Below are 14,070 nucleotides of genomic sequence, written 5' to 3'. Positions count from 1 at the left end.
TGACCGACGTGAGCGCATCCCTAGTTTGCATGGCTCGTACCGATCTCGGGCGGCGGCGAGCTTCCAGCTGCCACGCGGCGCGCATGGTCCAACAAGCTGCTGCAAAGGTGCCGCCGATACGCGCGGACGACCTTCGACGAACCATGCCACCAACGCCGGTATGCGTAGCGGCCCGAGTTGACGTGGTCGTCTTCAGCGGAATGGAAGAGTTGAGCAAGATCATGAAGGAGATCGGACAAGGGACTGTCTAGGGGTGGAGCGATGCGGTCCTGGTAGCAAGACACTGCGGTCGCACGTTCTGGTGTGAAACCGCTGGCATGGAAGAAGATGAGTCGTTCGCCATTGGCAAAGTATTGACCCTTACACCGCGTGATCTCTCGCTCGTGCAGGTTCCAATAGCCCACATTGATCCCGGGATGGCGCAGGACTTTGAGGGTCGGGAACATCGCGGGCGCCCAATCCAGCCAGCGTTGGTCACCACAGGTCCCGTTCCGCGGGTCGTTCTGCCCATGGACCATTACCAGTTCTCTCCACCAGCGCAGGAATCTCACGCCCTCCCCGGTGCGCTTAACGACAACGTATCCCCCGTTGAACGACCCGCTGCGGAGCAAAGTGAGTGCTGTCGGGCGGCGGTCGTCCAAGGGCAGGGAGAACAGGCAATGCGGACTCAAGAAGATGTCGCCGGGCTGTTCAACTGCGTCTTGGAGCAGACGCACCGGAGCGTAGAAATGGATATCCGCGTCAAGGTAGTGGACGTAGTCGAAGGTTTCATCGAGAAGCCACTGCATCACAATAGGCTTGAGCGCGAAGCAAACTTCGGCAGGGGTGTACCGCTGCACCAATAGTTGGAGCTCTTGGGACGTGAGGCGCTGCTCCACGTGGCGGAACTCAAACTGAATGCTGCCGACCGACTCCGGTGCAAGGTCGGGTTCGGCGCCAAAGCCGACGCCGAACACGACGACCTTGAACGCGCCACCGGAAAAGTCGGCGCGGCGCCACGCGGCTAGGGCATGCCCGAGGAATTCCGGGGTGACAATCGAGGCGATCGCGATGTTCATGGGTGCGGAAAATAACGGGCAGTTCTTTTGTGGAGATGCCCAAGCTGCCGGAGGGGTTCTAGTACCGGTGTGGATAAAAGGTCTTAAGAACAGGGATGAGGTAGCGGTCCTCGGCTTGGACGGCGTAGCCATGCGGCCAGCTCAGTTCATTCAAGGCGCTGACGAACGACTTGCTGTAGCCTTTTGACAGCAGCAGCTTCAAAGGCCACAACATAGGTAGGCGCCGCTGCTTATCGACGAATCGACCGACACCAAACGATTCATTGTGCCGCAGTGAGAAGAACGCGCTAGCGAACGACTTTTCCGGTTCGTAAATCAGTCGGCTCCAGGCGGCCATCGCATGCGGGAGCAATTCGTCTGCGGCCACACGAGCGTGCGGATTGGCTGCCAGCGACTGATCGAGCACCTCGAGCACCCGGCGCTGAAGATTGCCTGTGAATCGCTGGTAGACCATGTCTTCGTGAGGATCGCGTAACCGAGTCGCGTTGACCGCACCCGTCAACGGGTCTCGGTGATAGCCGGTCACACTTCCGGAAGGCGAGTTGCACAGCATCTCGATCGGTGCGACGCATCGGAGCAGCCGACCGAGTTCGTTAGAAGCCCCGGTATTCAGGTCCGGCCCGAACGCGACCTTAGTAGCGTTAGCTGGCTGGCGGTTCAGAACGCGGTCCAACGCAAGGTAGATCCCGTGAAACTGCACAGAGGGAAACGCCTCGGCCAAATTGTCTTGGATGGTGCCGCGCCAACCAATGTCAACCACCACGCAGCTGGCGAGATCCTGTGTCAAACCTTTCGCAGCACAGTAATCGATCAGCAACTGTTTACGTCGGGCAAGTTCGCTAGACGCTACGTCGGCGAAGTCCGGATCTTTCAGGAACGCGAGAAACTTTGCGTCTTGCCATGGGTACTGCACGGATTCATCAGGTGCAAGATTGTGCCGCTCGAGCACGTTCAGGGCTACTTGATCTTCAAGCCCAAGAGAACGCAGGAACGCTCTCGGCGTTTGCGAGCTGTAGAGATTCCATAGCCGCATCAATTCCTGCGCACTGAGGTCTCGTAGCGAAGGGCCGAAGGTGGCCACGCGGCTGACCTCCAGCAACGTCGGCTCCGGGAGCAGGTGTCGCAACGGGGAATGTCGCCGAGCGATGTCGTACAGTTGGCTGAAGAACTCGCCCTCCCGAGTGAAGAAAAATACCCGTTCAACGCCTAGCGCCGCCACCTGCTCAACGATACAAGTCGCATAGCCAAGTAGCAATGTGCTGACGTCGAGTAGCGTGCGCTCATCACCTGCATCAGCGTGCACCTTCACCAAGCGGCCCACTTCGTCTTTGAACCCTTGCACCTGCGCGCGTCGTTCGTGAAAGGCCGTCTCCCGCTTCCTGCGCAAGCTGTGCTCGTTCGGAGGCTCGAAGTGTTCCACCTGGATACCCAATCGGGCCGGAACTTCTACATCGGAATACGGGTTGTCACCCTTGTGAGCGAGGGAGGCGGCCTGCACTCCTTCGAGCTGCAGCACGTGGGGGAAGAGCCTGCCGGAGCGCTTGTTCAAGCTGACGTCACATGACACGTAACCGCCGTGAAACCGGCGGTCCGCGCCAACTGCCGCTAGGAGTTGCTCAAGCTGCGGCTTGGGCATGTAAAAGTCGGAGATGTAGATCCTGCGGTCAGCCCCATCCGCATCCATCACACTGAAAATGGAGGGATCAAGATAAATTGATTGTCGTTCAAGTTCCAGCTCGATCTCGATCAGCCGCTCCGCCACCGCGGGTGCAATTGGGCAATCAGCCCGCGCGACTTCACTGAGCAGCCGGCGAAGCACGTCCTCCAGCACATACTCGTCGTCGAGGCCTTTGACGCGAGTCTCGGCGCCGATAGCAGCTTCGACACGCTGGCGCGTTCGAAGAACGATCCAGGGGTCTTTTAGGTGCGGTTTGGCAGAGGGACCCAGTGCACGGAGGAGGAGGCGCGCGCATTCGAGCTTGATCGCATCCGGATGGCACGTGCGCCTAAGGACTGTGTCCCAGATGTCGTAGCTCACCAGCCTGGCGCCAGCCGGAGGACGGGTAGATTCATTCACTTGCATAACGTATGGAGTTGGAGCGTAACCGGCACTACATCGACTGGCGCGAGCGGTTGATGGCGCGATAGATACTCTTGGCGACCCGGTAAGCCATTCCTCCAGGTGTGGGTGGCGCGCTGAACTTGATTGGAGCGCCCGACCGAGTTGGAACGCTGGAGGCAAAAGGTGATGCAACGACCGGTGCTGTGCGGTACATGGGCGTCAGGTCACGCAAGGACGGTGCGGCACCTATGGGATTCGTCAGAATCCAATCGACGGCGCTGGCGAACTGCCGGAACCCTACCTCTTGACCACGGCTATTCATGAAGTCAACCGCTTTTGCGGACATGATTTCTCGCGCAGAATCGTTCCGAAGCAGATGCAGCAAGCCCTCGGCAATCGATTCTGCGGTCTGGTCGCATAACAACGCCGCGCCTTCCGGGAGATCGTACAAAGTGTTCTCGCGGTGGAGTTCGACGAGCGGAAGCCCGGCCGCCATCATTTCGAACGGGATGCGGGAAGGATTGGTGGAACTAATGCACAGGCCCACGGCGCTGCGGTTGTAGAGCGCATTGCACTCGTGCAAATTCATGAGCCCAAGATGGGTGGCATCAAACCACAGGTGCGGCACTGAACTAGAACCGTACAGGTAGATCTTTACATCGGGCATCAGATGCTTGACGATGCCGAGCGCCTCGATGCCAAGACGAGCTCCGCGTCTTGGCTTCTCTGGCTGGCAGATGAAGCAGATTGCGCGCTCGCGCCTTACATTTGGGATCGGGTGGTATATCGATGTGTCCGCGCAGAAATCGAAACTGAATCCAGTAACTGCGAAGCGGTGCTCGATCTCGCGCGCAAGCCAGTTGCCAATTGTGATTGGAACGAGCCCGTACCGATACGAATTCTCCGCGAACAGGTAGGTGTCGCCGACAGCATTGAAGGATGCCTCCCAGTCCTGGACGAAATAGGCGCGGCGGCATGGGAAGGCGAGATTGCGCACGATGGCGGCGCTGTACCAGATCGTCGCGAACACGAGATCCGCAGGCTGGACGTCGTTCCATCCGACACGGACGTCGCTGAATTCATAGCCGAACAAGCGTCGGATGGTATCGGCACCGTTCTCAGACGCCCGGATCGCCGAGTCGTTCTCTAAGTAAAGGGTCGTGCTGTGTCCGAATTGCTCCAAATAGGAGGCATTCTGAAGAATCGTGCGATGCCCGCCTGAGCCTTCAATGAGGCTGGGCACTAGCCATGCGATGTTAGCCATGTTTGTCAGATAGTTTTTGGTTTCTGGATTAGGGTGAGTCCGCAGCCGTCCAAGTAAGGGTAGTCCCCGGGAGTTCCCCCGTCGACAAACCCATTCAGCGCCATGGACCTCAGACCTTTGCGCTCACACCATTCGGTGACTGCCTTGCCAACTCCGCCGCCTTTCGGATCGAACGTTGCCGCGTATGCCGAAGTGTCATGAAGGATCAGGAACCCCCCCTCACACAAAGCCGGGAACCAGGCATCCAGTTCCTCCAGTGTGTGCGCATACTGATGGCTCGAGTCGATGAACACGATCTGCGCAGCGCCACCAAGGTATCGCTGAGCCTCGGCCACGGCTTCAGGGTCGGCGGAGTTCCGGACGGAGAGGCGTACCACGTCTTGCAGCTGGGCCTTTTTTACCCAAGTGTTCGTGTAGCGGGTCGCCGCCGGGTCAATATCGACCGAGTACAGCGCCTGTCGGCGGCCCATACTACGCAACAAGAATCCTAGCAAAAGCGTCGAGTACCCGATGTAGTGGCCGCACTGCACAACTCGCGACATGCCATTGCCGCCGATCAGTCCGTGCAGCAGAGACATGGACGGCACATTGCACTCGCCGGTTCCGGAGAAATGTGCATCGCCGTCATCGAACCATTTCTTCAGGAGTGCCCATTCCTCGTGGCGAAGCCCGGCGTAGACCGGCGGCACGTAATCGTTGCCAGGAACGCGGTGCCACCAGTACCGGTTTCCTTCGCGCCTACTGAAGGCTGTTGAGCGATCCGAATCGGGCGGAGCAGAAATTTTCGGCATCAGGCCTACGCTCTGCAGCTTGCGAAAAAGAGCGTTGGACGACAGCGCCTGCTGAAATTCAAGCAGGCGACGAATATCTCCTTCGCGCGGCTCGGGCATGGCCTGATCCTGAGCAGAAGTCGAGTTGGTCAAGAATGTAGTTGACGTCACAAGTGGTTCCGGTGGAGAGTGGTTGGGTTTCTCAGGGCTTTTTTTCGAGCGACCAAAGGAATCAGAAAACACGTCGAGGATCTCGTCGGCAGTGGCGAGTAGTTCGACGCGCTGCTCTATCTGTTTCCGCGAGACGCCCTGACGCAGTGAGGCCACATCGCGCTCTAGGAGTGCGATGTAGTCCTCCCGCACGAGCATGGGCTCCGCCCGTGCTGCGGCGAGATCCAGTAGGTCCACTTCGTAGGCTGGGTGAGCGTGCCCCTGCGCGGATCGCCCAAAAACAAGTGTCACGAAACGATTGCGGTGGTCAACCGTCTGCTGCACTAGGAAGAGTCCAAGCCGCATCTCGATGTACTTGACGGAGGCCCGCGAAGGGAAGAATAGATGCTCCCGATAGACAAACTCCCGGTGCAGCAGTGGTAACTGGAGAATCAGCCGCCCGTCGTCCTTCAACACCTCGAGCGTACTCTCGATCAGTCGCAACGGGGAGCGGACATGTTCAAGAACATGCCACATCAGCACTGCAGCCGCTTTCTCGCCGCGTCGGCGTGCCCGTTCTTCCAGGAACTCTTCCGCCGTTGCGTGTTGCAAGTGGTGGCCGAGGCCATAGTGCTGCCGTGCCATCGCGACCAGCCGGGCGGAGGGCTCGCAGCCGATCGCGCGGTACCCCCTCGTGCGAAGCGCACTGAGCAAGCCGCCACGGCCGCACCCCAGTTCAATCAGCACATTACCGTCTTTGGCGAAGCCAAGGTGGGGCTCGAGCGAGCCAACCATCTCAAACAGGTCATCGTGGAGGCGGTCTAGGGATTCCGGTCCGTCATTGCCGAAGAAGTTCTCATGGAAATCGACCTGAATCTGAACTTCGTTCGCTGCAGACGTGCCGCTGGTCGCGTGGTCTGGTACGAGAGAGCCGCATCTGTAGCACTGCCACACGCGCGTTGGGCCTCCATCGCGGTCTGGCAAGAACAGAAATGGGAACAGCACGGGACTCGAACAAAAAGAGCAATGGCGCGGCGCCGCCTGCAGCGTCTCTTTGCAGGATTCCAGCAAAGTGGTCATGCTGTGCTCACCGCACTTTGACTCGCTTCATAGTAGCGATAAGCCTCGTCCACGGAGTCAAACTGCCGGAGATCGCCCCGGTCTAAAACCATGAACGTTGAACAATAGGTCTTCACGAGATGGGGATCGTGCGACACGACGATCATGGCCCGGTCCGCTCGTCGGACGAACAGTTCTTCATAGCACTTCTGGTGGAAGAAGCTGTCGCCGACCGCAATCACCTCGTCGATCAACATGCAATCGAAGTCGACCGCCATCGAAATGGCGAATCCCAGGCGCGCACGCATGCCGGTCGAATACGTCTGCATCGGCTCGTTGAGATACCGTCCCAGTTCGGTGAAATCTTCGACGAAGATCAACGCGTCTTCGTAGTCGACGCCGTAGATTCGACAAACGAACCGCAGGTTGTCCTTACCCGTCAACGCACCTTGGAACGCGCCGGTGAATGCAAGCGGCCACGATACCGACATGGTTCGGGTGAGACTCCCAGAACTCGGTTGTTCCGTCCCCGCAACGATGCGTAGGAGTGTTGACTTGCCGGACCCATTGCGGCCAAGCACGCCAACCTTCTCACCACGACGGACAGTTAGGTTCACGTCGCGGAGCACGGACCGAACACCGCTGCTGATCCGATAGTTCTTGGAGACGCCTTCGAGCGCGATCATTCGAACTCCAGGCGACGACTAAGCTTTGCCACCATATTGAAGCCCGTCAGCGTGAGCAGCAGGCAGGACGCAAGCAAATACAAAGGAGAGTAATGCGCCACCACATCCTGCCCGAAGTAGCCGGCGCGGAGCATCTCAATCGCGTGGACGGTCGGTATAAGCAAGGCAAGTTCTTGCGTACCCTCGGGGAGCCAACTCACCATGTAAACGGCACCGGAGAACGGAAAGAATAGATATGCGAATGCGTGCCAAAGTCGGTCAGCGACATCGCTGTGTTCGCTGAAGCAGCCAACGACCAGCCCGATAGCGCCGCCAAGCCAGGCGAGAAACAACCAACCTACGACCGCGAGCCCAAGGTCATGGGGCAGCTCCATGAAACCTGTCGCGGCAAACAGGATTGTCAGGAACGTCGCCGTTGCAGTGGCACCTGCTATCTCAAGAATGATGCGGGCGAGGAATACGTCAATGGGCCTGACGTTGCGGTGGTACATCAGGCCGAGGTTCGGGTTGACCGCTGTGGAGCAGCGGTTGGCGCAGTTCCGCCATAGCAGCACGGAGGAGTACCCCGTGATCGCGAAGGCCGCGATTGGGAGATCTGATCCGTGCAGCAGCTTGGTGTAGTTCCAGATTGCTGTGACCCCCAAAGTGAACAGCATCGGCTCGATGAATAACCAAAGGAACCCGATATTGCGCCGGCCGTACCGGGTAAGGATCTCCCGCATTAGCAAAGCGTGGAGCACGGCGCGTTGGATGCGCCAAGCATCGCTCAGCTGAGGTCTCCGGCTGCCCTCAGGCACGTCAGTGCGCCTTGTGTTCATTCACACTGCTCACAACGAGTGCTGCGATGCCCCACGCGAGCAGGCCCAATGCCAGCGTAGTCAGCACCGCACGAATTCGGCGTGGGGCGGCCGGGTAGTCGGGCGTGCTCGGCTGCGCTACACGCTCCAAGTAAACCTGCTGCCGCCGCGCTTCGTTTCGCGCCTGTTCCAAGCCTGAGAGCGCAGTGGCAACCTGCTTGTTCGCAAAATCCGAATCAAGCGCAAAGCGCTGGAAGTCAACCGACTTATCCGCCAGCGATCTCCGGCCGCCCGTGATCCTGGAAGACTCGTTGTCCATTGCTTGGCGCAACATCCGGATGCGGGTTTCCAGACCCTGCACCTGGGGATTCAGCGGTGAAACGCTCTTCAACTGAGTCAACAGGGTGCTCGAGGCAATCAGTTCATCCTGCAGCTTCGCGATCTGCTGCAACTGCACAGCAGCCTGCCGCTCGGGATCGACAACGCCTTGGCTGTTGCGATACTGGGAAAGTGCGAAGGCGGCACCCTTGGCCTGCTTCTGCGCGGCCAGCACCTCTGCCATCGCATACTGGATCATGTCCTGCCGACCCCGTTCGTTGAGGCGGTTCACCAACGATTCGCTAGCCTCAAGCAGCATGCGGTTTGCGCGGGCAGCGTCTTCTGCCGTGAAGGCGTTGACCGATAGCGTCGTGATGTTTGAACTGGCGTCGGTTCGTACTTGGACTTTGCCGCGATAGTAGCGGTGCAGCGCCTCGAAACTGTTGTCCGGGTCGATACCGGCAAACCGGCTCAGCACATCGACCGTCTTGGCGCCGTATGCTTGGCCTAAGTTCATCTCCTTATTCAAGACCTGAAGCGCGTCACGGGAAAGCACAAATTCGTGTACGGTATAGCTGTCGTCTTGTGCACGGGAGAATCCTGCACCGCGCAGCAAAACACCCAGTGGTGAGGTCGCCTGACGTTCTGGACTCCGAACGACAAACTGGCTCTCCGACACGTAAACGTCGGAGGCGACGAGACCGAAGTAGATTGTGGCCAGCACTGTCGGAATGACGACTGTCAGCAGAAGGAGCAAGTTGACGCGGGGGAGCCGCATCCGAATAGCGCTAAACATAAAAAAGCTGATTAGAGGGCGATTTCGCGCCGGGACCCGTCCGTAACTTCTTAAGCACAATGCGTGCCGTCAGTCTCCGCCAGACGGGCTTCGAGGCGGTGTGAGCTAGCTGTGTGCCTTTATACGCGGGTGATTCAAGCGTCCATCGTGGTCATTTACATCGGACGATGGCATCGTCGCTTACGGTGTTCCTGCCTGCACTTAGACAACTCCGAAGGGTGAACTATAACGGCTGCTCAACGGTTGCCGGCTCGTAGTGGGTATGCAAGTTGATTCGTTTGCCTTTAGCGTTAAGTAATAGCAGCCCTTCCATGCGCCCGGGCCCTAGACCAGCCGCCCTCTATCGTGATCTGCACTATGTATTGAAGGCTTGGTTGGCGAGACGCCGGTTTTTTCTGCAGTAAACACTGGGCTTTTCTTGATGGCACCGTCCTCAGGAGCAGAATGCATCTCTTGATCGACCGAGTCATCGCTGATCGAAGTTTTTCCTACCCGGTCTGAAGGGGCGTGGGGTTCCCGCGAGGTAGCAAGTAGTCTTGCTGGCGCTGGGCAAGCAGGCCTAGTTCATCTTTCACAGAGTTCGCCAGGGCGTCCAAGGCCGCTGCCCGAACCTCCGTTTTCGCCAGGGCTCTGAACTCAAGCGCGAGAAGCCTATTGCGGAGCGTTTCGCGGAGCTTTTGCTCTTTGACAGAGGCGTTGATCAACGCCAGAGCTTCCGCGATTGCGAAGTTCGCCCCAGCGCCGATTCGGCGGTGCACGAACGTCTCGCTAGCTGTGGCGATTCCCGGAACCCCGAACTGGTCATTGAAGTCATCGACGATGCTGAAGTCACCCCCCTTGAACTCCCGAATGATGGCTCGGTCTGGTCCGAAGAAGTCCAACCATGGCTTGAGTCTGATGCAGAAATCCGAGGTAGAAATCTCACCGCTAACGAAATCCTCGAAAGACCTCGATTCCGAGTACAGCACCTCATGGCAATACCGAGATACTAAGAAGTCGAGTGGATCGCGAATATACGCAAGCACCTTGACGTTGTCGATGGGCAAGGCTTTGCCCAGTCGAACGAAAAATGACTGGTGGTAGTGCTCGTTCAGCCTGCAGAACTCTTCGCTTGAGATCACCGTACGCCGGTTCCTCGCAATAGACCGCTCCACGGCGCTCCGATAGTGAGAAGCCACATCCTCAAGGTTGTAGTCCCTGTCCTGCCACTCGAAGCGGCGACCAATGCAGACCCAAGCCAAGTCAGCATTGTTCAGCCATGTGCAAGTCGGAAAGATGGTGTCGTAAGGTCGAGAGAAATTTCCCTGGGAGAAAAGATAGTTCTGAAGCGCACTGCTTCCGGTCTTGTGAAAACCGATATGAAGAACGATGTCGGTCGTTGAAGAGTGGCTCATTGCGATTCGAGGTGACTCCTCCTCTCTCGTGGAGGAAGGAGGAAAGAGAGGGTTGGAATCCATTACTGACATTCTCGCAACTGGCGGATAGGAAACCTTAGGAGGATGGACGACTATGAGGCGTTATCGAGCGGTATTTATCTTCCGTCTTGAAGAATAGCTCGCGCTTGGTGACCGTGACGACTTCGCTGACATTCGGAAGTGCGACCGCACGAAGAAAGGTCTTCTGCAAGAGGCTCTGGCCATCGGCCAGCCGCATGAAGGGCTTGGGATTGCTTTCGCGGGAGACGGGCCACGGCCGGGAGCCGGTGCCACCACAAAGAATGACTGGAATGAGCATGTTGTCTTCCGGATTCACATTAGGGCCGACCAGCCCAGGGATTCGTTGCGCAACGCGTAAACGCTTGCGGGCGCTTGAGTCAGGTTCTTGACCTGGGCAAGAAATGCTTCCGCGGCCTCGGGGTCCGGGGGGCGGCGTCGCGTCCAGAAATGGTCTAGCTCGCCGGCAAAGGTGAGGTCGGGGCGCTTGTACGGCGCTTCCCCGAGCACCATCAAGGGTGCGCCGCGCTCCAGCGCCTGCAGCCCCACGGTGCTGTTGATCAGGACAACGCCCAGTGACCTTTGGGCCAGGTCGGGCGTGTCGCCTTCCACCATGTGATGAACGCGAGCGGAAATCTTCAGTTCCGACGCCAGGCCCCGGATCAACGGTTCATGGCTGGTCCCTCCGCGTGCATGCGGGTGCTGGCGCAAAACGAGGATGGAATCTGCCGGTGCGTGTGCGGCGAACGAGCGAATCACGCGGACAACAAAGTCGATGTTGTTGGGAAATAGGCTGTGCTGCGTGATCTGGCTGTCGCCGTCCAGCTGCAACGGCACGAAGAAGTAGGGCGTTTCCGAATCGAAAAGCCAGCGCTGGAACTGACGGTCGGTGCCCCGGTGCCAGCCTTTTCGCAGCCATGAACGCACCCAGTAGCGGGCGTAGAAGTTGGGGTTGGCTACGCGGTGGTGCTGGTAATGCGGGTACAGGCGCTGCTCGGCCCGCATCGCCACGTAGTGCTGCGAGGCGTGCCACGCCATCTTCTGGAAATGCGAGCGGCTGATGTCTGGGGTGATGCCCGTTGGCTGCATCTCTGCCGGCGCATCGGGCTCTCCCCAGACGAACCGGTCGAGGGTTGTGGAGTAGCCGTTGACGCCGCCGAGTTCCATGGTGACGTAGCCCGGCCTGAAGTAGCCCTCTTCCATCACGACGCAGGGAATGTCGAGCGCGCGGGCTCGCTCAAGGGCGACCTTGTGGTAAATCCGCGACTGGCCGAACAGCACGATGCAGTCTGGCCTCCAGCCGTGCAGCAAAGTGCCTAGCGTCTGGGGCCAAGCGGCCACGGCCTCGGTAAACCGGATGGGGTCCAGCGCCTGGCAATCACGGTCGTCGCCGCCCTGAAATGTGACGCGCTTGACCTGCGTGCCCCGGCCGATCAACCATTGCGCGACCCGGTCGAAAAACGGTCCGACCGGCCCTTGCAGCATCAGTACGCGCTGCGCCTGTCCCAGACAAGCCAGCGCCGGATTCAGATCGACAGGCTCGCGCCAACTGTCGGGCAAAAGCCGGCCACCGGCCGGCTCATGCGAGACCAAGACACTGGACATCCGTGAAAACCCTCTGTTATTGTTACAACTTGTACATCAAGGCTATCACGGCTTTATGGATGAGTACAACCTCCAAATGGGGTATTTGCATGCCAGCAGGAAATAGGTCACACAAAAATGCCCTTGTTGCGAGGGCTGTTGGGGGCGCGCTATTGAAATGACAACGGCCGCTTTGAGCGCGGCCGTTGCATGTGAGACTCTCTCATCGCGTTCCGCGACTTCCCACTCCAGGTGGGACCCTTCCGGGCGGCGCTACCTTTTTCACTCACAAGTACGGTAGATCTTGTGGGCAATGTAGTCCGCCAGAAGCGGCGATGCAAGCTCATGCTCGACATACCCGTAGGGCGGCGTGCCGGCCCCAAAAAGCCCGGTGAGCTGAGGGCGTTGCAAGCTATACCTTTCAAATCCAGCAATATTCGTCATAATGCAAGCTATGACTGACATGATTCGCCTTCCTGATGAGCTCGGGGACAAGCTGCGCCAGCGCCGGGAAGCCCTGGGGATGAGCAAGTCCCAGCTCGCCGGGAAGGCCGGGAAGGTCCGCGAGGTCGTCTACCGACTTGAGGCCGGCGAGGACACGACCGTTTCCTCGCTGATGGCCGTGCTGGGCGCGCTGGGTCTGGCAATGCGGCTGGAGCGCGCAGGCCTGCCCTCGGCCAAGGAAGTCGCCAGCCGGTTCCAGGACGACGATGCTTCCTGAGAAGATTCGTCTGCTGGAGGTCTCCATCGGCGACGTGCAGGACGCTGGTCAGCTGCTCAAGACGTCTAACTACGAGTTCCGCTACCTGGACCCCAACCCAGAGCAACCTGCCGTTGCTCTGCTCATGCAGCCCACGGAAAGCCTCACCTGGCGAGACGGCGACCTGTTCCCGCCTATGGACCAGAACCTGCCCGAGGGCGACCTGTTCATGAAGATTCGGGAGATGTTCCCCAAACAGCCGATGACACCGATGCACCTGCTAGCGCTGGTGGGTCGCAACGGTATCGGCCGGCTGGGATATAGCCTTCCGGAGCAGCCTGTTGCCGCTCTGCCGCGGCCCCTGAGCAAAGAAGAACTGCTCAAGACCCAATACACGCCCGAGGTTTTCAACGAGTTGGTGGCCGCCTACCTGAGCACGGGCGCCGGCATCGCGGGCGTGCAGCCCAAAATCATGGTCCCGGACCGCCAGGCGGTCCCCATCCCCTCGCTCATCGTGAAGGCTGCCAGTCCTGCCTACCCCTGCCTGGCCGCCAACGAGTACTTGTGCCTGAGCGCCGCCCGTCGCGCCGGTATCGAAGTGCCCTCGTTCGCCCTCTCCGACGATGGTCAGCTGCTGATTCTGGACCGCTTCGACATGGTGGTGCACGACAACGGCCACCTCGAGCGGCTCGGCTTCGAGGACATCGCCGCCTTGGCAGGCTTGCGCGTGCGCGACATCATGTCGGACCGCAAGTACCAGGGAAGCTATCAGCGAATCGCTGAGCTGCTGCGCCAGCTGCAGTTGCACAGCGAAAACCTGCACCGCTTCTTCCAGCAAGTGGCCTTCTCCATCATGGTGCGCAACGGCAACGCACACCTGAAAAACTTCGGCGTGCTGTATCGCTCCACTGCCGAGGTGTGGCTCGCGCCGATGTTCGATGTGGTGACGACCTCCATCTACAAGTACACGCAGTACCAAGGAGGCCCTGAGCTCGAGGACCGCACGCTTGCCCTTAAGCTATTTGCTGGCAAGCACCAGTCCAAGGCTTATCCGACAACAGAGGAGCTTCACGATTTCGGGCGCCGGATTTGTGGCGTGAGTCAGCCTGGGCGCACGCTCGAAGCCATTGCGGCAGCTATGCACCAGACCCTTGAAGAGGCCAAAGGTGATGCCCGTGTGCCGGCGGAATTCCTGGCGAAGATGCAGGCCGTCTGGGAAGAAGGCATGACATACGCCCGTTGAGGGCGGCACTCACTATGCTGAAAACCTGTGGTGCCGGAGGCCGGAATCGAACCGGCACGGGTTTTACCCCGGGGGATTTTGAGTCCCCTGCGTCTACCAATTTCACCACTCCGGCGGTGCGAGAAGCGAAGCCGGAAATTATGGCACAGT

Annotated in this window: 11 protein-coding genes, 1 tRNA gene and 1 pseudogene; 2 read left to right on the top strand and 11 right to left on the bottom strand. The window is 59.1% G+C overall.

Features of this window, described 5'->3' with window-relative positions; translation table 11 throughout:
- Positions 1-20: 20 nt before the first annotated feature.
- The 10 genes and pseudogenes from HNE04_RS16250 to HNE04_RS16205 all read right to left on the bottom strand — a co-directional run bounded on the left by HNE04_RS16250 (position 21) and on the right by HNE04_RS16205 (position 11,998).
- A complete protein-coding gene (locus HNE04_RS16250; RefSeq protein WP_172221170.1) occupies positions 21-1,058 on the bottom strand; it encodes a hypothetical protein in 1,038 nt (345 codons plus the stop codon).
- A 58-nt stretch (positions 1,059-1,116) separates the two neighbouring features.
- Positions 1,117-3,096, bottom strand: a complete 1,980-nt coding sequence (locus tag HNE04_RS16245) for a hypothetical protein (RefSeq protein WP_172221167.1) — start codon at positions 3,094-3,096, stop codon at positions 1,117-1,119.
- 73 nt (positions 3,097-3,169) lie between these two features.
- On the bottom strand, positions 3,170-4,384 hold the full coding sequence (locus tag HNE04_RS16240; protein ID WP_172221164.1) for a rhamnosyltransferase WsaF family glycosyltransferase: 1,215 nt from the start codon (positions 4,382-4,384) through the stop codon (positions 3,170-3,172).
- 5 nt (positions 4,385-4,389) lie between these two features.
- Positions 4,390-6,384 carry a CmcI family methyltransferase gene (locus tag HNE04_RS16235; protein WP_172221161.1) on the bottom strand — a complete coding sequence of 665 codons (1,995 nt, stop codon included), beginning with the start codon at positions 6,382-6,384 and terminating at the stop codon, positions 4,390-4,392.
- Positions 6,381-7,049 (bottom strand): ABC transporter ATP-binding protein, encoded by a 669-nt coding sequence (locus HNE04_RS16230; RefSeq protein ID WP_172221158.1) that lies wholly within the window; start codon positions 7,047-7,049, stop codon positions 6,381-6,383. The genes HNE04_RS16235 and HNE04_RS16230 overlap by 4 nt, the downstream gene beginning before the upstream one ends.
- Positions 7,046-7,867: an ABC transporter permease gene (locus tag HNE04_RS16225; protein WP_172221155.1), complete on the bottom strand. Its 822-nt coding sequence runs from the start codon at positions 7,865-7,867 to the stop codon at positions 7,046-7,048. The genes HNE04_RS16230 and HNE04_RS16225 overlap by 4 nt, the downstream gene beginning before the upstream one ends.
- Positions 7,848-8,942, bottom strand: coding sequence for a hypothetical protein (locus HNE04_RS16220; RefSeq protein ID WP_235965061.1), 1,095 nt, complete (start codon positions 8,940-8,942; stop codon positions 7,848-7,850). The genes HNE04_RS16225 and HNE04_RS16220 overlap by 20 nt, the downstream gene beginning before the upstream one ends.
- A 506-nt stretch (positions 8,943-9,448) precedes the next feature.
- Positions 9,449-10,417: a sulfotransferase domain-containing protein gene (locus HNE04_RS16215; protein ID WP_172221149.1), complete on the bottom strand. Its 969-nt coding sequence runs from the start codon at positions 10,415-10,417 to the stop codon at positions 9,449-9,451.
- A gap of 61 nt (positions 10,418-10,478) precedes the next feature.
- Positions 10,479-10,694: pseudogene (locus HNE04_RS16210) on the bottom strand (sugar phosphate nucleotidyltransferase); the annotation flags it as partial.
- Positions 10,695-10,708: 14 nt separating this feature from the next.
- A complete protein-coding gene (locus HNE04_RS16205) occupies positions 10,709-11,998 on the bottom strand; it encodes a capsular biosynthesis protein (protein ID WP_172221142.1) in 1,290 nt (429 codons plus the stop codon).
- 433 nt (positions 11,999-12,431) lie between these two features.
- Between HNE04_RS16205 and HNE04_RS16200 the strand changes: the two genes are divergently transcribed.
- Complete coding sequence (locus tag HNE04_RS16200) at positions 12,432-12,698, top strand: helix-turn-helix domain-containing protein (RefSeq protein ID WP_172221139.1); 267 nt, start codon at positions 12,432-12,434, stop codon at positions 12,696-12,698.
- The gene (locus tag HNE04_RS16195) at positions 12,688-13,920 is read left to right on the top strand and encodes a type II toxin-antitoxin system HipA family toxin (RefSeq protein WP_172221136.1); all 1,233 of its coding nucleotides are present in this window, start codon (positions 12,688-12,690) and stop codon (positions 13,918-13,920) included. The genes HNE04_RS16200 and HNE04_RS16195 overlap by 11 nt, the downstream gene beginning before the upstream one ends.
- Before the next feature lie 28 nt (positions 13,921-13,948).
- Here HNE04_RS16195 and HNE04_RS16190 read toward each other — a convergent pair.
- A tRNA-Leu gene (locus HNE04_RS16190) sits at positions 13,949-14,035 on the bottom strand.
- Between the last annotated feature and the right edge of the window lie 35 nt (positions 14,036-14,070).

Origin of the sequence: Caenimonas soli, assembly GCF_013155545.1 — a bacterium.
Lineage (GTDB): Bacteria > Pseudomonadota > Gammaproteobacteria > Burkholderiales > Burkholderiaceae_C > Ramlibacter > Ramlibacter soli.
The sequence above is the reverse complement of the archived record's forward strand: the minus strand, read 5'-3'. Positions and strand labels throughout refer to the sequence as shown.